General features: G+C 64.8%; 26 protein-coding genes. 12 read left to right on the plus strand and 14 right to left on the minus strand.

Annotated elements, in window-relative coordinates; all coding sequences use genetic code 11:
• Window positions 1-253 precede the first annotated feature (253 nt).
• From U1H99_RS15100 to U1H99_RS15110, 3 genes are all read left to right on the plus strand, one after another.
• Entirely contained in the window at window positions 254-1,627 is a 1,374-nt protein-coding gene (locus U1H99_RS15100) for an Ig-like domain-containing protein (protein ID WP_323142540.1), read from the plus strand.
• Window positions 1,628-1,732: 105 nt separating this feature from the next.
• A complete protein-coding gene (locus U1H99_RS15105; protein ID WP_323142541.1) occupies window positions 1,733-1,936 on the plus strand; it encodes a SlyX family protein in 204 nt (67 codons plus the stop codon).
• A gap of 290 nt (window positions 1,937-2,226) precedes the next feature.
• A complete protein-coding gene (locus U1H99_RS15110) occupies window positions 2,227-2,448 on the plus strand; it encodes a DUF7661 family protein (protein WP_323142542.1) in 222 nt (73 codons plus the stop codon).
• A gap of 32 nt (window positions 2,449-2,480) precedes the next feature.
• Here U1H99_RS15110 and U1H99_RS15115 read toward each other — a convergent pair whose 3' ends face one another.
• A complete protein-coding gene (locus tag U1H99_RS15115) occupies window positions 2,481-2,633 on the minus strand; it encodes a hypothetical protein (RefSeq protein WP_323142543.1) in 153 nt (50 codons plus the stop codon).
• Window positions 2,634-2,886: 253 nt separating this feature from the next.
• On the opposite strand from U1H99_RS15115, the gene U1H99_RS15120 reads away from it, so the two are divergent.
• From U1H99_RS15120 to U1H99_RS15160, 9 genes are all read left to right on the plus strand, one after another.
• Entirely contained in the window at window positions 2,887-3,189 is a 303-nt protein-coding gene (locus U1H99_RS15120) for a DUF3144 domain-containing protein (RefSeq protein ID WP_323142544.1), read from the plus strand.
• A gap of 65 nt (window positions 3,190-3,254) precedes the next feature.
• On the plus strand, window positions 3,255-3,503 hold the full coding sequence (locus U1H99_RS15125) for a hypothetical protein (protein ID WP_323142545.1): 249 nt from the start codon (window positions 3,255-3,257) through the stop codon (window positions 3,501-3,503).
• Window positions 3,504-3,818: 315 nt separating this feature from the next.
• On the plus strand, window positions 3,819-4,337 hold the full coding sequence (locus tag U1H99_RS15130; RefSeq protein WP_323142546.1) for a hypothetical protein: 519 nt from the start codon (window positions 3,819-3,821) through the stop codon (window positions 4,335-4,337).
• A 37-nt stretch (window positions 4,338-4,374) separates the two neighbouring features.
• The gene (locus U1H99_RS15135) at window positions 4,375-4,968 is read left to right on the plus strand and encodes a TMEM175 family protein (RefSeq protein ID WP_323142547.1); all 594 of its coding nucleotides are present in this window, start codon (window positions 4,375-4,377) and stop codon (window positions 4,966-4,968) included.
• Between the two features lie 112 nt (window positions 4,969-5,080).
• Window positions 5,081-7,225, plus strand: a complete 2,145-nt coding sequence (locus tag U1H99_RS15140) for a M3 family metallopeptidase (protein WP_323142548.1) — start codon at window positions 5,081-5,083, stop codon at window positions 7,223-7,225.
• A 25-nt stretch (window positions 7,226-7,250) separates the two neighbouring features.
• Window positions 7,251-9,377, plus strand: a complete 2,127-nt coding sequence (locus tag U1H99_RS15145) for a M3 family metallopeptidase (protein WP_323142549.1) — start codon at window positions 7,251-7,253, stop codon at window positions 9,375-9,377.
• A gap of 217 nt (window positions 9,378-9,594) precedes the next feature.
• The gene (locus tag U1H99_RS15150) at window positions 9,595-9,807 is read left to right on the plus strand and encodes a VF530 family protein (protein WP_323142550.1); all 213 of its coding nucleotides are present in this window, start codon (window positions 9,595-9,597) and stop codon (window positions 9,805-9,807) included.
• Between the two features lie 9 nt (window positions 9,808-9,816).
• Window positions 9,817-10,122: a DUF4404 family protein gene (locus U1H99_RS15155; protein ID WP_323142551.1), complete on the plus strand. Its 306-nt coding sequence runs from the start codon at window positions 9,817-9,819 to the stop codon at window positions 10,120-10,122.
• 102 nt (window positions 10,123-10,224) lie between these two features.
• A complete protein-coding gene (locus U1H99_RS15160; RefSeq protein ID WP_323142552.1) occupies window positions 10,225-12,552 on the plus strand; it encodes a YgiQ family radical SAM protein in 2,328 nt (775 codons plus the stop codon).
• A 186-nt stretch (window positions 12,553-12,738) separates the two neighbouring features.
• Here the strand turns inward: U1H99_RS15160 and U1H99_RS15165 are convergent, their stop codons facing one another.
• From U1H99_RS15165 to U1H99_RS15225, 13 genes are all read right to left on the minus strand, one after another.
• The gene (locus U1H99_RS15165) at window positions 12,739-14,088 is read right to left on the minus strand and encodes a type II secretion system protein GspD (protein ID WP_323142553.1); all 1,350 of its coding nucleotides are present in this window, start codon (window positions 14,086-14,088) and stop codon (window positions 12,739-12,741) included.
• The gene (locus U1H99_RS15170) at window positions 14,085-14,480 is read right to left on the minus strand and encodes a hypothetical protein (RefSeq protein ID WP_323142554.1); all 396 of its coding nucleotides are present in this window, start codon (window positions 14,478-14,480) and stop codon (window positions 14,085-14,087) included. Before U1H99_RS15170 ends, U1H99_RS15165 begins: the two co-directional genes overlap by 4 nt.
• Window positions 14,477-15,064, minus strand: a complete 588-nt coding sequence (locus U1H99_RS15175) for a hypothetical protein (protein ID WP_323142555.1) — start codon at window positions 15,062-15,064, stop codon at window positions 14,477-14,479. The genes U1H99_RS15170 and U1H99_RS15175 overlap by 4 nt, the downstream gene beginning before the upstream one ends.
• A complete protein-coding gene (locus U1H99_RS15180; protein ID WP_323142556.1) occupies window positions 15,061-15,720 on the minus strand; it encodes a PilN family protein in 660 nt (219 codons plus the stop codon). Before U1H99_RS15180 ends, U1H99_RS15175 begins: the two co-directional genes overlap by 4 nt.
• Window positions 15,713-16,819 (minus strand): pilus assembly protein PilM, encoded by a 1,107-nt coding sequence (gene pilM, locus U1H99_RS15185; protein ID WP_323142557.1) that lies wholly within the window; start codon window positions 16,817-16,819, stop codon window positions 15,713-15,715. The genes U1H99_RS15180 and pilM overlap by 8 nt, the downstream gene beginning before the upstream one ends.
• 34 nt (window positions 16,820-16,853) lie before the next feature.
• The gene (locus U1H99_RS15190; RefSeq protein WP_323142558.1) at window positions 16,854-17,756 is read right to left on the minus strand and encodes a DNRLRE domain-containing protein; all 903 of its coding nucleotides are present in this window, start codon (window positions 17,754-17,756) and stop codon (window positions 16,854-16,856) included.
• 14 nt (window positions 17,757-17,770) lie between these two features.
• Window positions 17,771-18,289, minus strand: a complete 519-nt coding sequence (locus tag U1H99_RS15195) for a PilW family protein (protein WP_323142559.1) — start codon at window positions 18,287-18,289, stop codon at window positions 17,771-17,773.
• Window positions 18,286-18,723 carry a type IV pilus modification PilV family protein gene (locus U1H99_RS15200; RefSeq protein WP_323142560.1) on the minus strand — a complete coding sequence of 146 codons (438 nt, stop codon included), beginning with the start codon at window positions 18,721-18,723 and terminating at the stop codon, window positions 18,286-18,288. The genes U1H99_RS15195 and U1H99_RS15200 overlap by 4 nt, the downstream gene beginning before the upstream one ends.
• A 2-nt stretch (window positions 18,724-18,725) precedes the next feature.
• Window positions 18,726-19,238: a hypothetical protein gene (locus U1H99_RS15205; protein WP_323142561.1), complete on the minus strand. Its 513-nt coding sequence runs from the start codon at window positions 19,236-19,238 to the stop codon at window positions 18,726-18,728.
• 47 nt (window positions 19,239-19,285) lie between these two features.
• The gene (locus tag U1H99_RS15210; RefSeq protein WP_323142562.1) at window positions 19,286-19,846 is read right to left on the minus strand and encodes a type II secretion system protein; all 561 of its coding nucleotides are present in this window, start codon (window positions 19,844-19,846) and stop codon (window positions 19,286-19,288) included.
• 147 nt (window positions 19,847-19,993) lie between these two features.
• A complete protein-coding gene (locus U1H99_RS15215) occupies window positions 19,994-21,115 on the minus strand; it encodes a type II secretion system F family protein (RefSeq protein ID WP_323142563.1) in 1,122 nt (373 codons plus the stop codon).
• Window positions 21,116-21,118: 3 nt separating this feature from the next.
• Entirely contained in the window at window positions 21,119-23,164 is a 2,046-nt protein-coding gene (locus tag U1H99_RS15220) for an ATPase, T2SS/T4P/T4SS family (RefSeq protein ID WP_323142564.1), read from the minus strand.
• A complete protein-coding gene (locus tag U1H99_RS15225; protein ID WP_288431854.1) occupies window positions 23,161-24,708 on the minus strand; it encodes an HD domain-containing phosphohydrolase in 1,548 nt (515 codons plus the stop codon). The genes U1H99_RS15220 and U1H99_RS15225 overlap by 4 nt, the downstream gene beginning before the upstream one ends.
• Window positions 24,709-24,716: the final 8 nt, after the last annotated feature.

Genomic DNA, 24,716 nt, shown 5'->3' on the forward strand with positions numbered 1-24,716 from the left:
TGAAGCGAATGCAAGGCGGTCGCACGATTCAAATTCTTATTTGACTTCGAGGGGTGCGCAATAAATACTTTTGAAACTTCACATTTCACAAATCAATTTATCTGCCGCATTTCCGGGCACCTCGTCGATGGCCACTGTTTCTGATATCACCACTACCCCCTTGTCGGGTCTGAACCACATCGACGCTTTGCTCGATAGTGGGCCTGATTGGAATTATTTTTCGAGCAATAACACGCTGCAGTACACGTTTTCCGTGACGTCCGGTACCGAAGCCGGGAAAACCGGATTACAGGCCTTTTCGGTGTCCCAGCAGGCGGCGGTACGCACTGCATTCGCCTACATTTCGCAGGTGACCGGCATCCAGTTCCTGGAAACCGCAGTCGGCACCGATGCGCAAATTCACCTGAGCAACACCGACATCGCCGGCGCCAACGTTACCGGCCTGTGCAGCTGGCTGAGCAACTACAGCTATAGCGGTACCCAGCTGGTCAGCTACGACGCCGATGCTTATGTCTATCTGGACAATGCTGAATGGAATGCCCAGAACAGCAACCTGACGCCGGGCGGCAACGGCTATGAAACCCTGTTGCATGAGCTGGGCCATGCACTGGGCCTGAAGCACTCGTTCGAGACCACCGACGACAACAAGGCAGTCTTGCCCACCTCGCAGGACAACACCAGCAATACCCTAATGTCGTACACCGACCTGGGCGGACCGTACACGACTTATCGCCAGGACGACATTGCTGCCCTCAACTGGCTGTATGGCCACGACGGCCTGGCCGGGGCGCTGGGCATCAATTCGACCACCGGCGCGCGCTACATCACCGGCACCAATGGCGCCGACAGCCTCACCGGCACCGATGCCAACGATGTGCTCGAAGGCGATGGCGGCAACGACATGCTGTTTGGCGGAAACGGCATCGACACCGCCGTCTTCCGTGGCCTGCGCAGCGAGTACACGTTCACCAACCTGGCCAACGGCAACCTGCAAGTGGTCAATAACACCGGCAGCGCGAACGACGGTACCGACATCCTGTCGTCGATCGAAGTGCTGCGTTTTTCGGACGGCAGCATCCAGCGCGCCGATATCCTGTCACCCGACACCACGGCGCCGCTGGCACCGTCGCTGGCCGTGACCAAGAACGCCGCCGGCTTCGTGCAGGGCGACAAGCCGGTCGTGACCGGCTCGGCCGAAGCGAATGCCACCGTCACTGTCTACGATGCGAACAACCAGGCGGTCGGCAGTGGCAAGGCGGATGCCAATGGCGCGTTCAGCCTCACGCTGAGCCATTTCGAAGACGCCCTGAACCAGCAGATCCACGCCACCGCCACCGATGCCGCCGGCAACACCTCGCCAGCCAGCAGCGTCGCCACCTTCAATGTCAACGCGGTGTACACCCCGGGCAGCATCCTGGCCGCCCTGCAGGGTGTCGGCAGCGTCGCCAGCACGATCCAGCTGGTGCACACCCTGGTCGGCATTGCGCAGCAGACCACCGGCAGCGGCAACAGCGTCGGCGCGCATGCGCAGGCATCCAGCATGGCGGTCGACATTCCGGAAGGGCAGGCGCAGCTGGTCGGCACGCCGCACAATGATATCGCCCACCTGTCCCTGCTGACGGCCTGATGGTTATCAGGCGATGACCGCAGAGCCGCATGGAGACATTCGGCTTTTTGTTTTTGGGCACTGGTATGATGCCGCCCTTATTCTTTTATCCATGCAGGAGCCGCCGTGAGTGCCGAAGACCGCTTCATCGATATCGAAATCAAGCTGGGCGAACAGGAAAACCTGGTCGACACGCTGAACCGCACCATTTATGAACAGGGGCGCCGTATCGACCAGCTGGAAGCGCTGGTGTCCAAGCTGGCAGAACATATACGCGCGCTGCGTGATGCTGGGCAGGGACCTGTCAACGAAAAACCACCACACTATTAATGTTAAAACAAATGTTTATGCGTGGCACTTAATTTCACAATAAAGTGTTATTACTGAAGAAACGTGCAGACAATTATCGCTTCAATACTTGCCGAGTTTCATTCTATTTTGCAAAAAACCGTGTTGTTTTTGGCATCGATTTTTCCGATGTGTTGTAGTTTCGTCGGAAAAACATTGTCACCCTGCGTCACAATTGAATTATTTATTGACGGGAATATTTGCATGCGGCATCGTTCTATTAGTACGCACTTTGGCGTACGAACATTAGCCTAATAGCCAGACATTTTCCCATGACTTATCGCAGCGATATGAAGTTTAATATCTATGGCCGGCGCAAGCTCGAAGTCCGACGGGAAAACGATGGCTGGGAAGTCGTGCGCCAACCCGAAACGGTGGGGGCGGTCGACCTGTTTATTCCGTCGGTACTGGAAACCGAAGACAGCGCCACTTATCTCGACGATATCTATTACGAAATCGCCGGTACGGGCTACGATAACAAGTTGCTGTCGTAGCCCCCGCGGCTGGCGCTGCCGGCCGCACCGTCTCAGATAACCGGCACATGCAGCTGGTTGTCGTCTTCTAGCACCAGGCCTTGCCAGGTTGCCGGCTTGCCAGTCAATTCGAATGCCAGGATCTGCTGCGGCGTGCGCCCCATGCCGCCCAGCACGCCGCCCATCCGGCGCTTGTCGAGTTCCATAGCGACGGGCAGGTCCTTGATGGTCAGTTGTCCATTTGAATCTCCTCGATGGTTTGAGACGGCCAGGCAGGGCGCCGGGCACAATGCAGACGATTGCAGGATGCATGCCAGTGCCGCACAAGGGCGTGGCAGCGCCGGCAGCGCCGTTTGTTGGGCCGGAAGAGGCAATGCCTTCCCGTCCGGTCGGCGGCCGCCCACCATCTTGCGTATGCTACAGTGGCCGCTACCTCAACCATCCCTCCATCATGAAACCATGAGCAACAACAATCCCGACCAGGCGTTCTGGGAGCGCGTCAATGCCATCATCAATGCAGCGAACGCCCAGTGCGACGCGGCCGATCCGAACCACGTCACGGCCTCCACCATGTATGCGGCGGCGCGCTTCAATGCCTTCATCGTTGCCAATGGCACCGGCAGTGCGGAAAACATGAAGCCTGAAAAGGAGAGAGCGCTGGATTATTTCACCGAGCAGTTCCGCCAGATGATGGCCGAAAATCTCGACGATTTCATTGCGAATTTTGATAAGTACCTGGAGCCGATTCCTCCGCAGTCATGAGAAGGTCCCGGCAGCCTGACTGTTTAAATAAATTGCACTCATGGGATGCGAAAACTGCCCTGGGCATGGCCTTGATGGCTTTTCTTTCTGTGGGCTGCGCGCCGATGATGCCGGCACCGGCAGACAAGATCCAGACGCTTCCCGTCGTCAAGATGGGTGAAGCGCCGCCAAGCGATACCGAGTACGTTTTGTACATCCCGGCCAACTCGCCCATTCCGATAAAAATCGCTACCCAAGGCACGCTGCTGAAGAACGAACAATCTGCCCTTGGCAGCACGAGCTTTACCAGGGACTTATACATATACAAGTATTAGTCGAGTTACGATCGAAAAAGCTGGGAAAACCCCATCGGCTTCTGAACGTCAATTTTGCAGGCGGGCTGGAAGCGTCCGATCCTGCTCCTGTCTTCTTTATTGCTGGCTGGAGGCTTCGCGTATTTGACCTGGTCACTGCATGGCGACCCGAACTACGTGTACTTTCCCTTGCTGTCGGTTCCGCTTGCGGTTCTTGGCCTCCTGGGGCTGCTGGTTTCACTCAACGGCTGCAATGCCTGCGTCGCTCGGCTGGTGGGTGAAGCCTAGGCGCTCAGATTGAAGTATGCGCCATGTGCTCAGCTTTAGAAGAAAGGCATGGATAACATGCGAACAAATGCAAAGAAATGGTGTAAATGGTTCTTTTTCAGTTTGATCTCTGCCGGTATCTTGCCTTCTGCTGACGCTGGGGAAGTTGGTCAACGTCGACAGGAAACCGTCCTTCAGGCTCCCGGAACAATACTGTCCGAGACCAAGCGCGATCTCGGTAACGGTTATGTAGAGATAAAACGTTCGGAAGTGAACCCACCTGGCCATTGGGAAGGTGTCGGGCACTTTGGATTCGTTTACTTTAAAGAAGAGATGTTATGCCAGTGTGGATCTGACGAGGTAAAGGTATCGCCAAATGGCAAATTTGCGGTGTACGTTGATGAAAAAAATGGTCGACTGACGCTTTTTCGAGCGGAAACGAGGTCCAGAAAATTGCTGTCGAAGCGTTACATCGGGCATCCGAGAGTGGCAGACTGGGAGCTCGCCAGTCATCGTGTAGTCCTGAGTATCAAAAATAATCGCAACCCTCAAAGCACGGTATCGAAGCGCATCGTTTCACTCGACTAATCCCACCGAAACGACCGAAGCAACACTAGGGAAGTATATGGGCAAAACTCGACTGGAAGCCTTCAGCGACGGCGTCATCGCCATCATCATCACCATCATGGTGCTGGAACTCAAAGTCCCGCACCACGCGGACTTCAGTGCGTTGCTGCCGCTGTGGCCCATCTTCATGAGCTACGTGCTCAGCTTCGTCTACGTCGGCATCTACTGGAACAACCACCACCACATGCTGCACGCCGTCGAAGAAGTCAGCGGCGGCATCCTGTGGGCCAACCTGCACCTGCTGTTCTGGCTTTCCCTGATTCCCTTCGTCACCGCCTGGACCGGCGAAAACCATTTCGAGACCGCGCCCACCGTCGCCTACGGCATCGTGCTGTTCATGTGCGCGATGGCCTATTCGCTGCTGATGCGCAGGTTGATCCAGCACCACGACAAGAATGCGGCGCTGGCCGAAGCGATCGGCGACGATCGCAAGGGCAAGATGTCGATCGTGCTGTACCTGGTCGGCATTGCCGTGTCCTGGTTCGCGGCCTGGCTCGGCTTCCTGGTGTATGTCGGGGTGGCCGTCATGTGGCTGATTCCGGACCGGCGCATCGAGAAAAAAGTCGGCGAGGAGGGCCGGCAGAAAGCGTGAACTGGCTGCGCATCGAATGTGACGATGCGGCAATAACTTTGCTATGATCTTCGCGCGCATGCTGCCGGGTCCGCTCCCCGGCAGTGTTTTTTTCATGTCCGTGAAAGATCCAATGAATCGTCCTTACAGCTTCATCGTTGCCGCCGCTGCCACCGCTGCGCTGGCACCGGCAGCGATCGCCGCACCCATCCCCGCCGGCGCTTCCCTCGACGCATCGAACCCCTTCGCCAAAGTCAGCTCGCTGCCTTTCCACTATCCGGCCTTCGACAAGATCAAGGACGAGCACTTCAAGCCGGCCTTCGACGCCGGCATGCGCGAGCAGTTGCGCGAAGTCGATGCGATCGCCGCCAGCAAGGCTGCGCCGACCTTCGAGAACACGATCGTCGCGATGGAGCGTTCGGGCCAGCTGCTGGCGCGCGTGTCGGTCACCTTCTCGAATCTGCAGGGCGCCAACACGAACGATGCGCTGGATGCGATCGACCGCGAGATGTCGCCGAAACTGGCCGCGCACCACGATGCGATCTTCATGAACGCGAAGCTGTGGCAGCGCGTCAAGACGGTCTACGACAAGCGCGACAGCCTGAAACTCGACGCCGAATCGAAGCACCTGGTCGAACGTTACCACCGCGACTTCGTGCGCGCCGGCGCCAACCTGTCCAGCGCCGACAAGGACAAGCTGAAAGCCTACAACGGCGAGATCGCCGGCCTGCAATCGCAGTTCGCGCAGAACGTGCTGAAGGAAGCGAATGCCTCGGCGCTGGTGGTCGATAGCCGTGCCGAACTGGCCGGCCTGCCGGACGCCGACATCGATGCCGCCGCGGCGGAAGCCAGGAAGCGCGGCCTCGACGGCAAGTACGTGATCGCGCTGGTGAACACCACGATCCAGCCACCGATGGCCCTGATGACCAACCGTGCCACGCGCGAGCGCCTGATGGCGGCCTCGCTGGCGCGCGGCAGCCGCGGCGGCGAATTCGACAGCCGTACGCTGGTGCAGCGCCTGGCCAGGCTGCGCGCCGAAAAGGCGGCGCTGCTCGGCTACCCGACCTATGCCGCCTATTCTCTGGAAGAGGAAACCGCGAAGACGCCGGAAGCCGTGAACAAGCTGCTGGGCGAACTGGCCAAGCCGGCCGTCGACAACGCGAAGAAGGAAGCGCTTGAAATCCAGAAGGTGATCGATGCCGAAAAGGGTGGTTTCCAGGTCGCCGCGCACGACTGGGCGTTCTACACCGACAAGGTGCGCCAGGCGAAATATGCGTTCGACGAGAGCCAGCTGAAGCCGTATTTTGAATTGAACAACGTGGTGCAGAACGGCGTGTTCTTCGCCGCGAACAAGGAATTCGGCATCAGCTTCAAGGAGCGCAAGGACTTGCCGGTGTATGACCCGGACGTGCGCACCTTCGACGTGTTCGACGCCAACGGCAAGCAGCTGGCGATCTTCATCCTGGATTACTACGCGCGTCCGAACAAGCAGGGCGGCGCCTGGATGAACGAGTACGTCACCCAGTCGAAGCTGCTGGGTAACATGCCAGTGGTGGCGAACCACCTGAACATACCGAAGCCGGCCGCCGGCCAGCCGACGCTGCTGACCTACGATGAAGTGCGCACCGCCTTCCACGAGTTCGGCCACGCGCTGCACGGCATGTTCTCGAACGTGACCTACCCGACCTTTGGCGGCGCCAACACGCCGCGCGACTTCGTCGAGTATCCGTCGCAGGTCAACGAGATGTGGGCGACCTGGCCAGAGGTGCTGGCCAACTACGCCAAGCATTACCAGACCGGCGCGCCGATGCCGAAGGCGCTGCTGGACAAGGTGCAGGCGTCGAAGAAGTTCAACATGGGCTTCATCACGACCGAGTACCTGGCGGCCTCGCTGCTGGACCAGCGCTGGCACCAGATGACTCCGGCCCAGGTGCCGGCCGACGTGACCGGCTTCGAGGCGCAGGCGCTGAAGGATGCCGGCGTCGACTTCGCGCCGGTGCCGCCGCGCTACCGCACGACCTATTTCTCGCACAGCTTCTCGGGCGGCTACTCGGCCGGTTACTACGCTTACCTGTGGAGCGAGAAGCTGGATGCCGACACCGTCGAATGGTTCAAGGAAAACGGTGGCCTGCTGCGCAAGAACGGCGACCACTTCCGTGCGACCCTGCTGTCGCGCGGTGGTTCGGCCGATGCGATGGACCTGTTCCGCAATTTCCGCGGGCGTGACGCCAGGATCGAGCCGCTGCTCGAGCGCCGCGGCCTGACCGGCAATCAATAATCACCACCACCGAGAGACCAAGACCATGTACCGTTCCACTCTCCTGGCATTGGCCGTGACCGCGGCCGTCGCCAATTTCGCGCACGCCGAACCGGCGTCGCTGCTGCCGGCATCCAACCCGTTTGCCAAGCCGAGCACCCTGCCGTTCAACTATCCCGCCTTCGACAAGATCAAGAACGAGGACTACGCGCCGGCGTTCGAGGAAGGCATGCGCCAGCAGTCGCTGGAAATCGAGGCCATCGCCAACAGCAAGGCGGCGCCGACTTTCGAGAACACGGTGGTCGCGATGGAGCGTTCGGGCCAGCTGCTGAACCGCGTCTCGACCGTCTTTTCGAGCATGGTCGGTGCGAATACCAACGACACCCTGAATGCGCTGGACAAGGACCTGGCGCCCAAGCTGGCGGCGCACAGCGACAAGATCCGCCTCAACGAAAAGCTGTACGCGCGCATCAAGACCCTGTACGACAAGCGTGACAAGCTGCACCTGGACGCCGAATCGAAATACCTGCTCGAGCGCTACCACACCGACTTCGTGCGCGCCGGCGCCAAGCTGTCCGCCGCCGACAAGGAAAAGCTGAAGGCGTATAACGGCAAGATCGCCGCCCTGCAGACCCAGTTCAGCCAGAACGTGCTGAAGGAAGCCAACGCCTCGGCGCTGGTAGTCGACAGCCGCGCGGAATTGGCCGGCATGTCGGACAAGGCGATCGACGTCGCCGCGGTGGAAGCCAAAAAGCGTGGCCTGGACGGCAAGTTCGCGATCCCGGTCGTGAACACCACCCAGCAGGCGCCCCTGTCGGTGCTGACCAACCGCGCGACCCGCGAAAAGCTGCTGGCGACCTCGCTTGCACGCGGCAGCCGCGGCGGCGACTACGACAACCGCGCGCTGGTGCTGGAACTGGCCAAGGCGCGCGCCGACCGTGCCGCGCTGCTGGGCTACCCGAGCCATGCGGCCTACATGCTGGAAGACCAGACCGCGAAGACCACCGGCGCCGTCAACACGCTGCTGGCCGACTTCGCCAAGCCGGCGGTGCGCAACGCCAAGCGCGAAGCGGCCGACCTGCAGAAGGTGATCGATGCCGAAGGCGGCAAGTTCCAGGCGGCGGCCTACGACTGGAATTACTACAGCGACAAGGTGCGTGCCCAGCGCTACGCCTTCGACGAGAACCAGCTGCGTCCGTATTTCGAGTTCAACAACGTGCTGGTGAACGGCGTGTTCTTCGCCGCCACCAAGGAATTCGGCATCACCTTCAAGGAACGCAAGGACCTGCCGGTGTACGATCCGGACGTGCGCGTGTTCGACGTGTTCGATGCCGACGGCAAGCAGCTGGCGATCTTCCTGCACGATCCGTATGCGCGCGCCAACAAGCGCGGCGGCGCCTGGATGAATGCCTACGTCGGCCAGAATAAACTGCTGGGCACCCACCCGGTGGTGGCCAACCACCTGAACATCCCCAAGCCCGCGGCCGGCGAGCCGACCCTGCTGACCTATGACGAAGCGCGCACCATGTTCCACGAGTTCGGCCATGCGCTGCACGGCATGTTCTCGAACGTGAAATACCCGCGCTTCTCGGGCTCGCGCGTGCCGCGCGACTACGTCGAGTTCCCGTCGCAGGTGAACGAGATGTGGATGGCCTGGCCGGAAGTGCTGGCCAACTACGCCAAGCACTACCAGACCGGTGCGCCGATGCCATCGGCCCTGCTGGACAAGGTGCAGGCCTCGAGCAAGTTCAACGAAGGCTACCGCACCACCGAGTACCTGGCGGCGTCGATCCTCGACCAGCGCTGGCACCAGCTCGGCCCGGACCAGATCCCGACCGACGTGCTGGCCTTCGAAGCCAAGGCGCTGCAGGACGCCGGCGTCGACTTCCCGCTGGTCCCGCCGCGCTACCGCACCACCTATTTCTCGCACGTGTTCTCGGGCGGCTACTCGTCCGGCTACTACGGCTACCTGTGGGCCGAGAAGCTGGATGCCGACACCGTCGAGTGGTTCAAGGAGCACGGCGGCCTGACCCGCAAGAATGGCGACCATTTCCGCAAGACCCTGCTGTCGCGCGGCGGCACCATGGATGCGATGGAGATGTACCGTGGCTTCCGCGGGCGCGATGCGAAGATCGAGCCGCTGCTGGAGCGGCGTGGGTTGACGGGCGAGTGATCGTCGGATGGAGCAGGCAGAAATAGTATTTGTGGCCTGCTCCTCCAAAACGTCGTCCCTGCGAAGGCAGGGACCCAAGTTCCGCGAATAGTCGAAAAATTGGGCCCCTGCCTCCGCAGGGGCGACGGTTTTCAGGTCACGGTCCTTTCTTCGCGCGCCAATGCTTCCCCGGCAGGTATAAACTTTCCCCAACACCCCTATTAACATTGCCCCTGCAATGAGTGTTCAAGCCTTACACGGTATTACCTTAGAATCCTTGCTGACCCGCCTGGTCGAGCACTACGGCTGGGCCGAACTCGGCCGCCGTATCGACATCAACTGCTTCATCAAGGACCCGAGCATCAAGTCGAGCCTGAAGTTCCTGCGCAAGACGCCCTGGGCCCGCGACAAGGTCGAGCAGCTGTATCTCGCGACCAGGTTCAACGATTAGAGGAACGCCATGCAGAACGAAAATGAGGAAATGCGCGAAGAAACGCGTGAAGACACCCTGAAAGCGCACCTGAAGGCCCTGCACCGCAGCCTCGAAGAGCGCGGCGAGGTCGATGACGAACTGGAAATGCTGTTGCGCCAGCTCGACGGCGACATCAACAAGGTGCTGGAGCGCCACGCCGACGATCCGGATGCCAACACCTATGGCCTGGCTTCGCGCAGCCAGGAAATCACGGCGCGCTTCGCGGCCCGGCACCCGACGCTGGAACCGGCGCTGCGCCAGCTCGGCAATATCCTGGCGAATATGGGGATTTGAAACAACAAAAACTCATTATGGCTGAGCCAAGTCGTTGATATTCAAGCCATTTTTGGAGGGGAGGGGAGAACGTCAATCGGAATTCCGGTAGAATACCGGCCAATGAACTCCCCCACCAATCTTTTCGCGAGCGTTGCCAAACGTTCCAGCCGTGCGCCTGCCGCCCCGTTCCTGCCCATGTCGCGTGCCGAGATGGACAAACTGGGCTGGGATTCGTGCGACATCATCCTGATCACCGGCGACGCCTACATCGACCACCCGAGCTTCGGGATGGCGCTGGTCGGCCGCCTGCTGGAAGCGCAGGGTTACCGGGTCGGCATCATCAGCCAGCCGGACTGGACCTCGGTCGAGCCCTTCCGCGCGCTCGGCAAGCCCAACCTGTACTGGGGCATCACCGCCGGTAACATGGACTCGATGGTCAACCGCTACACGGCCGACCGCAAGATCCGCTCGGACGACGCCTATACGCCGGACGGCGCGCCCAATAAACGCCCTGACCGCGCCGTGACCGTGTACTGCCAGCGCGCGCGCGAAGCCTTCCCGGGCGTGCCGGTCATCGCCGGCTCGATCGAAGCCTCGCTGCGCCGCATCGCGCACTACGATTACTGGTCGGACAAGGTGCGCCGCTCGGTGCTGTTCGAATCGAAGGCGGACCTGGTCATCTTCGGCAACGCCGAGCGCGCCCTGGTCGACGTCACCAAGCGCATTGCGGCCGGCGAGAGCATCAAGAGCATCCGCGACCTGCGCGGTACCGCCTTCCTGGTGCCGCAGGGCTGGATGCCTGACGAGGAATGGACCGTCCACAATTCCACCCGCGTGGACGTGCCGGGCCGCATCGACAAGCAGCCGAACCCGTACGCGATGGCGCTGGAAGACCCGAAGCAGTGCGCGATCGATAACGCGGCGCCGGAGCCCGACGCACAGCCGATCCTGAAACCGATCGTCATCATGACGCGCGAAGAGCGCCAGGCCGCCGCCCGCGAAAAAGCGAGAAAGACCGTGGTGCGCCTGCCGAGTTTCGAGACCGTCAGCGAAGATCCGGTAATGTATGCGCACGCCTCGCGCGTGTTCCACCTGGAGTCGAACCCGGGCAATGCGCGTGCGCTGGTGCAGGCGCACGGCGACCGCGACGTCTGGCTGAATCCGCCGCCACTGCCGCTCGCCATGGACGAGATGGACAACGTCTACGACCTGCCATACGCGCGCGCGCCGCACCCGAGCTACGGCAAGGCCCACATCCCGGCCTGGGAAATGATCCGTTATTCGGTGAACATCATGCGCGGCTGCTTCGGCGGCTGCACCTTCTGCTCGATCACCGAGCACGAAGGCCGCATCATCCAGAGCCGTTCGGAGCCGTCGATCCTGCGCGAGATCGAGCTGATCCGCGACACCACGAAAAACTTCGCCGGCACCATCACCGACCTGGGCGGCCCGACCGCCAATATGTACCGGTTGTCGTGCAAGGAAAAGACGATCGAGGAATCGTGCCGCCGCCTGTCGTGCGTCTATCCCACCATCTGCTCCAACCTGGGCACCGACCACAGCAAGCTGATTTCGCTGTATCGCAAGGCGCGCGCCATCCCCGGCATCAAGAAGATCCTGATCGGTTCCGGCCTGCGCTACGATCTCGCCGTGCGCTCGCCCGAGTATGTGAAGGAACTGGTCACCCACCACGTCGGCGGCCTGCTGAAGATCGCGCCCGAGCATACCGAAGAAGCGACGCTGTCGAAGATGATGAAGCCGGGGATCGGCGCCTACGACGAGTTCAAGGCGCTGTTCGACAAGTATTCGAAGGAAGCCGGCAAGAAGCAGTACCTGATCCCGTACTTCATCGCGGCCCATCCGGGCAGCACCGACGAGGACATGTTGAATCTCGCCCTCTGGCTGAAGAAGAACAACTTCCACCTCGACCAGGTGCAGACCTTCACGCCGACCCCGATGGCAATGGCGACCACCATGTACCACAGCGGCAAGAACCCGCTGCACAAGGTGACCGAGGATTCGGAAACCGTCGAGACCGCGAAGAGCGGCAAGACCAGGAAGCTCCATAAAGCCTTCCTGCGCTACTACGATCCGGAAAACTGGCCGGTGCTGCGCGAGGGTCTGCGCCGCATGGGCCGCGGCGACTTGATCGGCAATGGCGAACGGCACCTGGTGCCGGCGCAAGGTGGCGAAGAGGCCGCCCTGCAGCAGCAGCGCGGCGATCGCCGTCCGGCGCCGAATGCGCCGATGGGACCGCGCAGCGATGCGGTGCCGCGCGGACGGGTGATCGAGGTGGCGCCGAAAAGGGGTGCTGCCGGCCGCGCCGGCGCCAATGCACGCGGTGGCGACCGGGTTCCGGCCAGCACGCCGTTCATGGCGCCGTCGTCGAAGGTGAAGCCGTCGATCCTGTCGACCATCAAGAGCAAGCCGAAAGGCGCGCGGAAGTAAGCGTTATTCTTTTGTTGGCCGATGCACGTCGCCCCTGCGAAGGTAGGGGTCCAAGTTCTGCGAGCGTTAACGATACGCGTGCAACTTAGACCCCTGCCTTCGCAGGGGCGACGGTTTCAAGCCGCGGGCCGCTATTCAATCCCAGTCCGCTATTCAATCCCAGTCCGCTATTCAATCCCAGTCCGCTCAATCAGGCCCGGTCCGCGCCGGTATGATCTGCTCGAGCTTCTGGTCCAGCACCTCCCCCCGCACCTTCAGCACCCGTTCCGCCTCATCCACCTTCTTCTCCGTCACCGCATCCACGGCCGGTCCGTCCACGCCCACGATGCGCGGCGTGATCAGCACGATGGTCTCGGTGGTGCTGCCGCCGTCGTCGGTGCTGGAAAACGCGCGGCCCAGCAGCGGCACGTCGCTCAGCAGCGGAATGCCCTGGCGCCGGTAATTGCTGCTGCTCTTGATCAGGCCCCCGATCAGCACCGGCTGGCCGTCGTGCGCGATCAGCTGGGTGTTCACTTCGGTCGTCTTCTTGGACGGAATGCCGCCAGAGACCGAGCCCGAGCTGACTTCCGGCCGCACCTTCATCATGATGCGGCCGTCGACGTCGATCGATGGGGTCACGCGCAGGATCACGCCGGTGTCGAGGAACTGGATCGACTCGGTGGTGACGTTGTTGATGGTGGTGGTAAGACGGTAGCCGAGCTGGTCGCCGACGTTGGTGCTGGCTTCCTGGTCTTCCAGCGCCAGCAGGCGTGGCGTCGCCAGCGTGTGCACCCGGCCTTTGTTGGTCAGCGCCGTCAGGTGGGCTTCGATATTCCTGTTGACGACATTGAAGAAGAAGCGCGGGCCGACCGCGGTCGACAGGCCGGTGGTGCCCGCGTTGTTCGGCCCGTTCTCGTTGAAGATGCGGGTCCAGTCGACGCCGAACACGTCGCTGCGGTCCAGCGTGATCTCGAGGATCTTGGCTTCGATCAGGATCTGGCGCGGCGGGCTGTCGATCTCGCGCAGCACCCTGGCCGCGCGTGCCAGGCCGGCCTCGTTCGATTCCACCACCAGCGTGCGGGTCGGCTCCAGCACCGTCACCGTGCCGTTGACGCCGACCTGGCGCATCAGGATGTCGCCGGCCTTCTTGACGTCGGTATAACGCACCTTCATCGCACGCACCTGCATCGACGCCGCCATTTCCTTCTGCGCCACCTTGGCGTCCGAGATCAGGAAGCCGCTGCCACGCTCGGTGACCGCATAGCCGCCGGCTTCGGCGATGGCCTCGATCGCCTCGCGCACCGTCATGTCGTACAAGCTGATCGAGACGTTGCCGCTGACGCCGCGCGCCAGCACGATGTTGATGTGGGCGGTGTGCGCGATCATGTTGAACAGCTCGGCGATCGGCGTGTCGCGGAAGGTATAGGACATCACGTTCGCTGTCGCAGCAGAGCCGGCAGGGACGGCGGCGGCGGCAGGGGCGGACGCCGTGCGTACCTCGGCATGCAGGGCCGGCGCCAGCAGGCACAGCGCCAGGAGCGATTGCCGGAGTTTCATTGCTTGTCCTTTTCAGTCATTGTCAGGAGTTGCCGCTTGCCGGCGCGCGTCACCAGCACACCGTGGGCGTCGATGCGGATGACGGTATAGTCGCGCGCCTGGTCGCCGGCGCCGACGATGTCGCCGTCGATGTTGGCCACCGAGCGGGTGCCGTTCAGGATCACCGCGCGCAGGTGCAGCGGCGGCGGCTCGGGCGCCGGTTCGGCCGGCAGCGCCGCCGCGGGCGCCGGCGGCGGTGCCGGGCGCACGAAGGGGTCGCGCAGCGTGCGCAGCGCCGGCGCCAGCCCTGCGGCTGCGCTTGCAGGCATGGCGGTGGTGGCCGTCGGGACGGCCGCGGCCATGGTCGCCAGGGCGACGCACAGCAGCGCCAGCATGGCCATCATGCGCATCATCGCTTCGCCTCCGTTCCATAGGCGCCGAGCTGCAGCTGCACCAGGCGGCGCGGCTCGTCCGGCGCCGGACGCAGGTTCAGGCGCACGATCCCGACCGCCGGCTGGCGCGCCTCGATCCCGTCCAGCCACTCGAGGATGGCGCCGTAGCTGCCGCTGGCTTCGATGTCGAGGGTCTGCTGGCGCAGGCCGGCGATGCTGCGCTGCGCACCCGGCACCGCACCGCCCACCGTCAACCCGGCGGCACGGGCGCTGGCGCCGGCGGCGGCGATCAGCGCCAGCGGGGCCGGTGCCGCCGGCAGCGGCGGCAAGGCGGTTGCAGAACCGGCGGCCGGCGATCCGGCGGCTGGCGATCCGGCGGCTGGCGATCCGGCAGCCGGCACTCCGGCCGGCAGCGGCAGCGGCGCGTTGGCCTGGGCCGCGCGCAGCGACACCAGCCGTATCTGCTGCTGGCGCAGCGCCGCCAATGGGGCCCGGATCGCCAGCGTCCACATCAGGGCGGCCACGATGGCGACGGCGCCGATCGCGACCAGGTTCAGCTGGCGCGCCGGCATGGCCGCCAGCGCGTGGCGCAGGGAGGGTGTCATGGTGTCTTTCCTTGATGGACCAGGGCGCCGGTGGCGTGGAAGTCGATCGCGCCGCCTTCGACGATGCTGCTGCTGACCAGCTGTAGGCCGGCGATGCCGGGCTGGCGTCCGAGCGCCGCCAGGAAGGCGGTGACGGCTTCGTAGCTGGCCGCCTGGCCATTCAGTTCGATGGCGCTGCGCAGGTGCCAGGTCTGGACCGGGGCGGCAGGGGTGGCGCCGGGCGCGCTGAAGGTCTCGGTGCCCTCCGGCAGCGCAGCCGCCGCCGTATTGGCGCCGGCAGCGGCGCCCTGCACATCGCGCTCGATGCGCAGGCCGGTCAGCCAGACCGTGTCGCCCAGCGATGCGTCGAGGCCCCGGGCCAGCGCCGCCAGTTCGCCCTGGCGGCGCAGCGTGCGCAGGACGGCGTGGGCCTGCTCCTGGCGGCTGCGCTCGGCCTGCTGCTCGGCGCCGCGCGCGCTGTCGGCCTGCGCCTGCGCGGCCGCGGCCTCCAGTGCGGTCGCGCTGTGTTCCAGCGCCGCCGTGCGCCAGCGCAGGCCGACGCCGGCGAGGGTACCCGCCGCGACCACCAGCGCCAAGGCGATGGCGGCCAGGCGCAGGGTGCGGCGCACGCGCACGCCGTCGCGGTATTCGCGCGGGATCATGTCGATGTCAGCCATGCACGGCTCCCCGCAGCGCCAGCCCGGACGCCAGGGCGATCTCGCGGCCGATGCGGTCCTGGTCCTTGCCCGCACCTTCCTGGAAAGCGCCGAACGGATCCAGTAGGTGCACCGGCACGTCGATCAGTTCGCCGATGCGCGCCTGGATGTCCGGGTAGCGCGCCAGGCTGCCGTTCAGGTAGACGCGGCTGATGGTGCTGCCGCGCGTGCGCGAGGCCACGTACACCTGGGTGTGCGCCAGCTCGTCGGCCAGGCCCAGGCAGGCCGGGTGCAGCACCTCGTGGATGGTGCGCCGTAATTCCGTGTGGGCGCCATCGGCATGGCCACGCGCGCCCATGCCGATGCCGTGTTCGCGCAGCAGGCTGGTGGCGGTCTCCGGCGGCAGTTCGAGCGCCGCCGCCAGCGTGGCGGCCAGCTGGGCTTCGCCGAAATCGATCTCGCGGTCGAGCATCAGGCGGCGGCCCCAGATCACGGTGACGAAGCTGCGGACGCTGCCGAAATTCAGCAGCAGGGTCGACTGGCCGATATCGCTGCCGTGGATCGCCGCCAGCAAACGCGCGATCGCGGCCGGGCCGATGTCGAGCGCCACCGGTTCCAGGCGCGCCGCTTCCAGCGCTGCCAGGTAATCCAGCACGCGCGCCTTGTCGGCGGCGGCTACCAGCACCTGGCGCCCGCTGGTGTCGCCGTCGGCGCCGCGGATCGGATAGTAATCCAGCACGGCATTGGCGGCGTCCACGCCGAGCTGCTCGGTGGCGGCCTTGGCCACGGCCTGGGCTTCGGACTGGTTCGGGGCCACCGGCAGCGTCAGCGGCAGGATGCGCACGTCGGCCGGCGGCAGCGCCGAGATCACGCGGCGGCCCTTGAACGGCGCCGATGCCAGGGCGCCGGCGACGAAGCGCGCCAGCTCGGCCGGCGCCGCCAGCAGGTCGGCGCGCGGGATCGGGTAGGGCAGCGAGGCGGCCGCCGTGAGGCTGAAGCCGCCGTCGCGCCGCGCCGCCTGCACCAGGTTCAGGCCATGGGCGGCGAAGTCGGCGCCGATCGGCGGCGTCGGGGACCGCGCAGGCAAGGCGAGCCTTGCCGCAAGCGTGCGCAGGTTCATGCGGACAGGCTCCGCTGGAAGGGCATCAATTCAATCACGGGCACGATTTACTGAAGGTGACGTTCAGCGCCGGTTCCTGGGCAGTGGGCGCTTCGCGGCTGTAGAAGGTCACGCTCTGGCCGGGGTTGGGCAGGCGCAGCAGCATGCCGTAGTTCGCCGGCGGGTTGCCGTACCAGGCAGCCACGAGCGCGGTCAGGTCGATGGCGTAGTTGGCGCCGCTGCCGACGTTGAAACTGGCGAGCACCTGCGGATCGTAGTCGCCACCGTTCCAGCCGACCAGGAAGCGCGCGCGGGTCCAGGTCGCGCTGGCGTCCCACTGCGTCGTCACCCGGTGCAGGTTGACCGTGCGCGTCTCGCCGCTGCTGCCGTTCTGCACCAGCGTGAGGACGGCCGACAGGACCGTGGCGTCCTTGGGAATGTCCTTCGTGTCCCAGGACAGCAGGGCATTCGACTGGCCCGACAGCACCAGGCTGGTGTCGGTGTTCTTCGGCGCGGTCAGGCTGGGGTCGATATAGGTGTCCAGGACCGCGCCGCCCAGGGCCTTTTGTTCGGTGTTGCCGAGGTTGTAGATATTGATCGGGTCGCGCGTCAGCGTGCTGGTGCTGCCGGCGGCCGTGGTCGCGGTGGCGCTGACCGCAATCTGGTGCGGCGCTCCTTTCGTGACGTTGATGTTCAGCGTGGCGCCCGGCACCAGCGAAAACGCCGACGGGACGGCGTTGCCGCACTTGATCTGGTTATACCATTTGCCGGCGGCCACGCCGGCTTCGGCCAGGTAGGCGGCGCTGCGGCGGTCGTACTCGGCGTTCACCGCCTGCACATCCATGCCGGCGGCGCGGTGCATGCCGAACGCCGCTGCCGCCATCACGGCCAGCAGCAGTGCCACCGTGAGCGCCAGCACACCCGATTCACGGCGCCGGGCACGCACCGGATTCCACATTATCGACGCCTGGCTCATGACGGACTGCCGATGCGGATGGTCCGGCTGGCGCTGACGGTGGTACCGTCCGGCGCGCGCAGGGTCAGGTCGATCTTCAGCAGCGGCTGGCTGGCGCTGGCCGGCGCCGACAGCTTGACGGCGACGGCATTCGACGCGATCACGCTGACGCGCGGCGGCGACGGCAGCAGCGTCGTGACGATGGCGCCCAGCAGCGACGTGGTCGTGGCGTTTTCGGTTTCGACCAGGTCGGTGCCGCTGATCGCATACGTCAGCGCCGGTGCCGGCGCGACGCCGGGCTGCGTGACGACGCCGGAAGCATCGCTCAGGATCGAAGCCGTCGGGGCGCGGCGGGCGATGCGGTCCATGGCGAAACGCAGCTCGCCGTTCAGGCCGAGCGCGCTCTGGCCGGCGGCGGCGGCGCTGGACGCATTCTGGAACATGGCGCCGAGCGGCACCATCAGCACGGCCGTGATGGACAGCCCGAGCAGCAGCTCGACCAGGGTCACGCCGCGTTGAACACCCTTGCGTCTCATCGCGACACCAGCGTGACCAGGGTGTACGGATTGCCGTCGGCGGGATCGGCCAGGGCAACGCTCACGTACAGCAGGTAATCGTCGGTTGCCCCGGGGCCGATCTTGCGGTTGCCGTTGGCGCCGTAGCGCGCAATGCGCACCGTGCGCGCCGGACAAGCGGGATTGGGCGCCACCGGATACGCCGAGGCATCCTCGGTCGTCGCCAGCGACAGCAGGCGGTTGTAGGGTTCGGCCAGCACGGTCTCCATCAGCGAACTGACGCAATCGAGGTTGCGCGCTGCGCTGGCGGCGACGCTTGGCGCCCCCGCCGCGTCGCGCAGCGCGCTCGCGGCAGGCAGCAGGCAGACGGCCAGCAGCAGCATGGCGATGACCGCCTCGAGCAGCGTGAAGCCGCCGCTGCGGCGTGGCGGATGGTGGTTACCGGGGCTACGCATGATCAGGAGGTGGTGACGCGGCCATTGGCGTCGACCGCGACCGTGCGGGTCACGTTGCCGGCGCCGAGCACGACGGCGCCGCTGCTGAGTGCCTGGGCCTGGTCGGACGCGGTGCCGGTGCCGCGCACCGGATTGCCGTTGCCGTCGAAGGCCAGCGTGGCGGCGGTGGTGCGGTCGGCGAACTGGAAGCGGCAGCCGGTGAGCGCGATATTGCTGCCGGCAGGCGCCTGGGCCAGGTTGACCGTGTAGTCCATTTTGCTCAGTGGGTGCTTCAGCATGGTGGTGGCGGCGCCGGTGGTATCGGGTATGTAGACCGACACCTCGTTGCGGACGGCGTCGCAGCGCAGCATGCGGTAGGCGCCGCTGCGCATGGCTTCCTCGCGCGCGAAGCGCAGTGCCTGGACGACTTCACCGGCGGCGGTGTTGGCGCGGAATTCGGCCACCGGTTGTGCCGAGGGCAGGGCGACCGCTGCGGCGATCGCCAGCACGGCGCATACGATCAGCAGCTCGGCCATGGAATAGCCGGGGCAGCGGGGACGCACGCTGACGAAGAATCAAGCGATCAGTGAGCGTAGAGCTTGCGGACCGGGGTGCCCGTGTCGTCGGCGTTGCTGTTCGCGACGAACTGACCGGACTTGCTGTCGTAGGCCCAGCCTGCGGTGGCCGCAGTCGGCACGATCGCGGCACCGGTTGCCGTGACCACGACGTCCGCCTTGCCGGAGACCGGCTCGGTCGGCAAGCCTTGGCGCAGGTAAGGGCCATATTTGAAGTCGCCGCCCTGGAGGCTGCACACCTGGCCGGCGCTGTTGCTGTAACCCTTGAGCTGGGCTGCCAGTGCCTCTGCCCCCACCGCTGCAGTCGTCGCAGTGCCGTTGGTGCAGGTGGTGGTGCTCGCAGACGCGACGGCGCCCGGATACTGGTTAGCGTGCTGGACCTTGTACTGTTCCAAGGCGCTGCGCACGGTGGCCAGGTTGGCGTCCAGCGCCGACAGTTGGGCATCCGAGGTACTGGACGAGAACTGCGGAATGGCAATCGCCGCCAGGATCGCCAGGATGATAACGACGATCAGCAGTTCGATCAGGGTAAAGCCGCGCGTAACGCTGCGCTTAATAACGGAGGACATATTTTGGGTTCTCATTTTGATTTAAGTCATCGGATGACGACTTAATGTGACGAATCTGATAGTTCCGCAGAGTAACACGAAAGTATTAGTAATCCTCGGCAAGTTTCTATCTATTGAGCAACTGTGGCGTAGCTTTAACAGTTATGCTCAGTGGATCGCGCTGGAGAGCTTGAAAATCGGCAAAATCAGTGAACTGACGATGGTGCCGACCACAGCGCCCATCACGATCAGCATCACCGGCTCGGCCAGCTTCGACAGTTGCGCCAGCTGCCGGGTGAGGTCGCGGTCGTAGGCGTCGGCGATGCGTCCCATCACGCGGCCGAGGGTGCCGGTGGCTTCGCCGGTCGCCACCATCTGGCGCACGGCGGGGGGAATGAACGGACTGCGCTGGAAGCCGGAGGCGATGCCCTTGCCTTCGGTGACATCGCTTTCCAGGCCCAGGATGAATTGCTGCACGTCGTGGTTGGCGACCACCGCACGGCAGGCTTCCAGCGTGGCCAGCACGGTCACGCCGCGCTCCAGCGAAATGCCCATCACGCGCAGCAGGCGGGTCAGGTAGATCTTGGCGAACACGTCGCGCAGCAGCGGCAGGCGCAGGGTGGCGCGGTCGATCGCGAGCCGGACTTCGGGGCGGCGCGCCAGCATCCAGCCGAGCGCGCACAGGCCGGCCGCGCATGCCGCCACGATGGCGCCATGCGCGGTCAGCAGCTTGCTCACCTCCATCAGCACGCGCGTGGTCCAGGGCAGCCGGTCGCGGATGTTCTCGAACATCACGGCAAACTTGGGGAATACCGAGATCAGGATGAACAGCACCACCGCCACCGAAAACGTCATCAGGATCAGCGGGTACGACAGCGCCGACACCAGGGTCCGGCGCAGCTGCTCTTCCTTCTCGTCCATCTCGACCAGCTGGTCGAGCACCGCGGGCAGGAAGCCGCCGGCCTCGCTGGCCGCGACCAGGTTGACGTAGGTGGTCGGGAACAGCGCGTGTTTCGCCAGCGCGTTCGAGAAGCGCTCGCCGGCCAGGATGTCGTCCGATATCGCCGTGATCATGGCGCGCAGGGCGGGCTGCTCGCTCTGCTCGTGCAGCGATTGCAGCGCGGTGTGCAGCGGCACCCCGGTCTCCAGCAGCAGCGCCAGGCGTTCGGTGAACAGCACGCGCTCGCGCACGCCCAGCGGCCGGCTGCCCAGCTTGTACCAGGGGGCCGCCGCAGTAGCGGCGGGTGCGCCCGCGGCGGCGGCGGCAGGCAGGTCGAATTCGATCGGCATGGCTTACAGCGAATGCACCACGCGCGCGATTTCCTCGGGCGTGGTGTGGCCGTCGAAGGCGCGCGCCATGCCGTCGGCATACAGGTCGTGGTGGCCGGTGGCGGCGACGTGGGTGGCCATCTGCTCCTTGCTGGCGTTGGCGACGATCATGCGCTGCAGGTCGGGGCCGACTTCCAGCAATTCGTAGATACCCAGGCGTCCCTTGTAGCCCGAGTCGTAGCAGGCCGGGCAGCCGCGTCCGCGTACCAGGCGCAGGTCGCCTTTGCCGCGCCAGCGGTAGGCCGCCGCCATTTCCGGCGTGGCCAGATAGCTGGTGCGGCAGCCCTGGCAGACGCGCCGCACCAGGCGCTGCGCCATCACGCCGATCAGGGCCGACGACAGCAGGTAGGGTTCCACGCCCATCTCCACCAGGCGAGAGACCGCGCCCAGGGTGTCGTTGGTGTGCAGCGTGGTCAGCACCAGGTGGCCGGTCAGCGCCGCCTGCACCGCGATTTCCGCGGTCTGGCGGTCGCGCACCTCGCCGATCATGATGATGTCCGGGTCCTGGCGCAGCACGTGCTTCAGGATCTTCGGAAAGGTCAATCCGATCGCATCGTTGACCTGGTTCTGGTTGATGATGTCGAGCTGGTATTCGACCGGGTCCTCGATCGTGACGATGTTCTTTTCGATGCTCTTGAGGTGGCTGATCGCGGCGTACAGGCTGGTGGTCTTGCCGCTGCCGGTCGGGCCGGTCACCAGGATCAGGCCATGGCTGCGCCCCAGCAGGCGCTTGAAGGAGCCGACCGCGGCCTCGTTCATGCCGAGTTTATCCACGTCGAGGATCGACTGGTTTTTATCGAGCACGCGCAGCACCACCTTTTCGCCGTAGATGCCGGGCAGCGAGGAAAAGCGCAGGTCGACCGTGCGGCCCTGGGTCGCGACCTGGATGCGGCCGTCCTGCGGCAGGCGCCGTTCGGCGATGTCGAGGTTCGCCATCACTTTCAGGCGCGAGACGATGGCCGGGTGCTGTTCGACCTTGGGCGCCATGATCTCGTACAGCACGCCGTCGATGCGCAGGCGGATGCGCGCGCGGTTGCGCGAGATCTCGATGTGGATGTCGCTGGCGCTGTCGCGGATGGCGCGCTGGATCACCGCGTTGACCATGTTGATGACGGGGCTGGCCCCGGCCATCTCGTCGATCTGGGTGTAGTCGTCGGGGATGGTCGACTGAATCAGCTCCAGGTCACTGGCCTCGGTGTGCACGAATTCCGGCAGGCTGCCGCCATAGGCATCGTCGGCCAGGCGCCGGATGTCGGCCGGCGGCGCCACCACCACCCGGATCTTGCAGCCGGTGCGGGTACGCATCTCGTCGAAGTAATGGATCGCCTGCGGCTCGGCGGTGGCCACGGTCAGCGTGCCGCGCACGCTGAACAGCGGCAGCACGTTCAGGCGGCGCGCGACGTCGCGCTCGAGCAGCGCCAGCGCGGCCGGGTCGTACATGCCGGCGCGCAGGCTGACGTAGGTGAGCCCGAGCTGGTCGGCCAGCGCCTGGTACAGCACGGCTTCACTGATCCATTTTTTCTCGACCATGATCAGGCCCATGCGCTTGCCGGTCTGGTCCTGCAGGCGCGCCGCCTCGGCCACCTGCTCGGCGCTGGCGGCGCCGCGTTCGACCAGCAGGTCGCCCAGCTTGGCGCCGGCCTGCGCCGCTTTCCTGGGCGCCCCGGTCTTCGCATCGAACAGCGGCAGCTGCTCCTGCAGGCCGGTGGCGCCCAGGATCTCCTGCAGCAGCGGACTCGGATAGGCGAGCTTGAGCCAGCCGCCCAGGCCGGCCAGGCGTTCGCCCATGTCGGCCAGCATGCCGAGCGCGCGTCCCGACAGCAGGGTCACCTTGGCCAGGTCGATCACGATCGCGACCTGGTGGCGGCCGATGCATTCGCCGAGGGCTTCCTGCAGATCCTTCACCGCCTCGTCGGCGACCAGTGCCGCGCCCGGGGCGAGATAGGTCATCGCGCCGATGCGGCTGCGCGTGATGCTGCTTGCGCCAGGCGATAAAACGCTGTCGTTCATGCCATCTCGGCGGCGGCCGGCGCCGGATCGCGCTGGATGCCGAAGCGCGCGATCCATTCGGGCTCGAGGCGGCACACCTGTTCGAACACGGCGATCACGCCCGGATCGAGCTGGGTCCCGGCCACGCGCACGATTTCCGCCATCGCGATCTCGTGGCTGCGGCCGGCGCGGTAGGCGCGCGAGCTGGTGATCGAATCGTAGGTGTCGGCCACCGCGATGATGCGCGCGTTGTACGGGATGTCGTTGCCGGCCAGGCCGTGCGGATAGCCGGTGCCGTCGTATTTTTCCTGGTGATGGCGCGCGCCCGGGACCGCACCCTGCAGGCGGTCGATGTGGCGCAGGATCTCGTAGCTGCGCTCCGGGTGCACCATGATGAAGGTGAACTCGTCGCGGGTCAGGCGGCCTGGTTTGCACAGCACCGCGTCCGGGATGCCGATCTTGCCGACGTCGTGCAGCAGCGAGCCCCAGAACAGGTTGTCCAGCTCGCGCGCCGGCAGGCGCAGCGCGCGTCCGATCTCCATCGCGATGTGGTGCACGCGCTCGGAGTGACCGCGCGTGTACGGGTCCTTGGCTTCCACCGCCTCGATCAGCGCCGCCGCCATCTGCGTGTTGAACTTGCTGGTCTCGGCCAGCATGCTGTGCATGCGCGACAGGCTGGACAGGTGATTGGCCAGCACTTCGCCCAGCTTGCGGTCGCTGTTGCTGAAATCGTCCTTGTGCGCGTGGTTCAGCAGCACCAGGATCGCCACCACCGACTTGTCCTGGAACACCGGGCAGCACAGGATCTTGAAGGGCATGTCGGTGAAGATGTAGGCGCGGCGCGGGTCGCCCGGATCGTTCATGACGATCGGCTGGCGCGAGGAGTGGGCGAAGCGGTACAGGTCGCCACGCATCTCGACCAGCACCAGGTCGAGGTTGTGGATCGGCTTCGACAGGTTGGTGGCCGACACGCACAGGTTCTCGCCCGGCTTGATGAAGGCGGCGACGTCGGCGTCCATGTGCTCGGCCCAGCTCTCCAGCAGACTGCCGAACACGTCTTCGCCGTTGTCCATGTCCTGCACCTGGCGGTCGATCGCGTACACCAGGTGCAGTTCTTCGTAGCGGTCGGACAGCTCGCCGGCCATCTGGTCGAGTTCGCCCTGGCGCCGGCATTCGTCGCTCAGCGCGGCGGCGACGTCTTCCAGGCCCTCGGCCAGCGCATCCCATGCAAAGGGCACGCCGCCATCCGGCGCCGCGGCGGCTTCGCGCACGCCGACCCAGCCGGCGACCTTGCCCTTGACCGTCACCGGCGCATATAAAAGGGAAAAGCCGCCGGCGTCATGGCGTTGCATGCCGTCGCCGCTGGCGCTCCAGGCGAAACCGCCTGCGGCCAGGCCGTCCAGCCAGGCCGCCAGGTCGTCGTGCCCGGGCGCGGTCCAGCACGGCATGCCGGCGGCGTCGCAGACCAGCAGCGCGAGTTCCCTGCCGCAGCTGCGCTGCAGCCAGCGGGCGTAGCGGTCGTAATCGAGATCGAGGTCGGGCAGGGAGGGAAGAAGGAGGGACATGGAGGCTC

The organism is Massilia phyllosphaerae, assembly GCF_034659755.1.
Lineage (GTDB): Bacteria > Pseudomonadota > Gammaproteobacteria > Burkholderiales > Burkholderiaceae_D > Telluria > Telluria phyllosphaerae.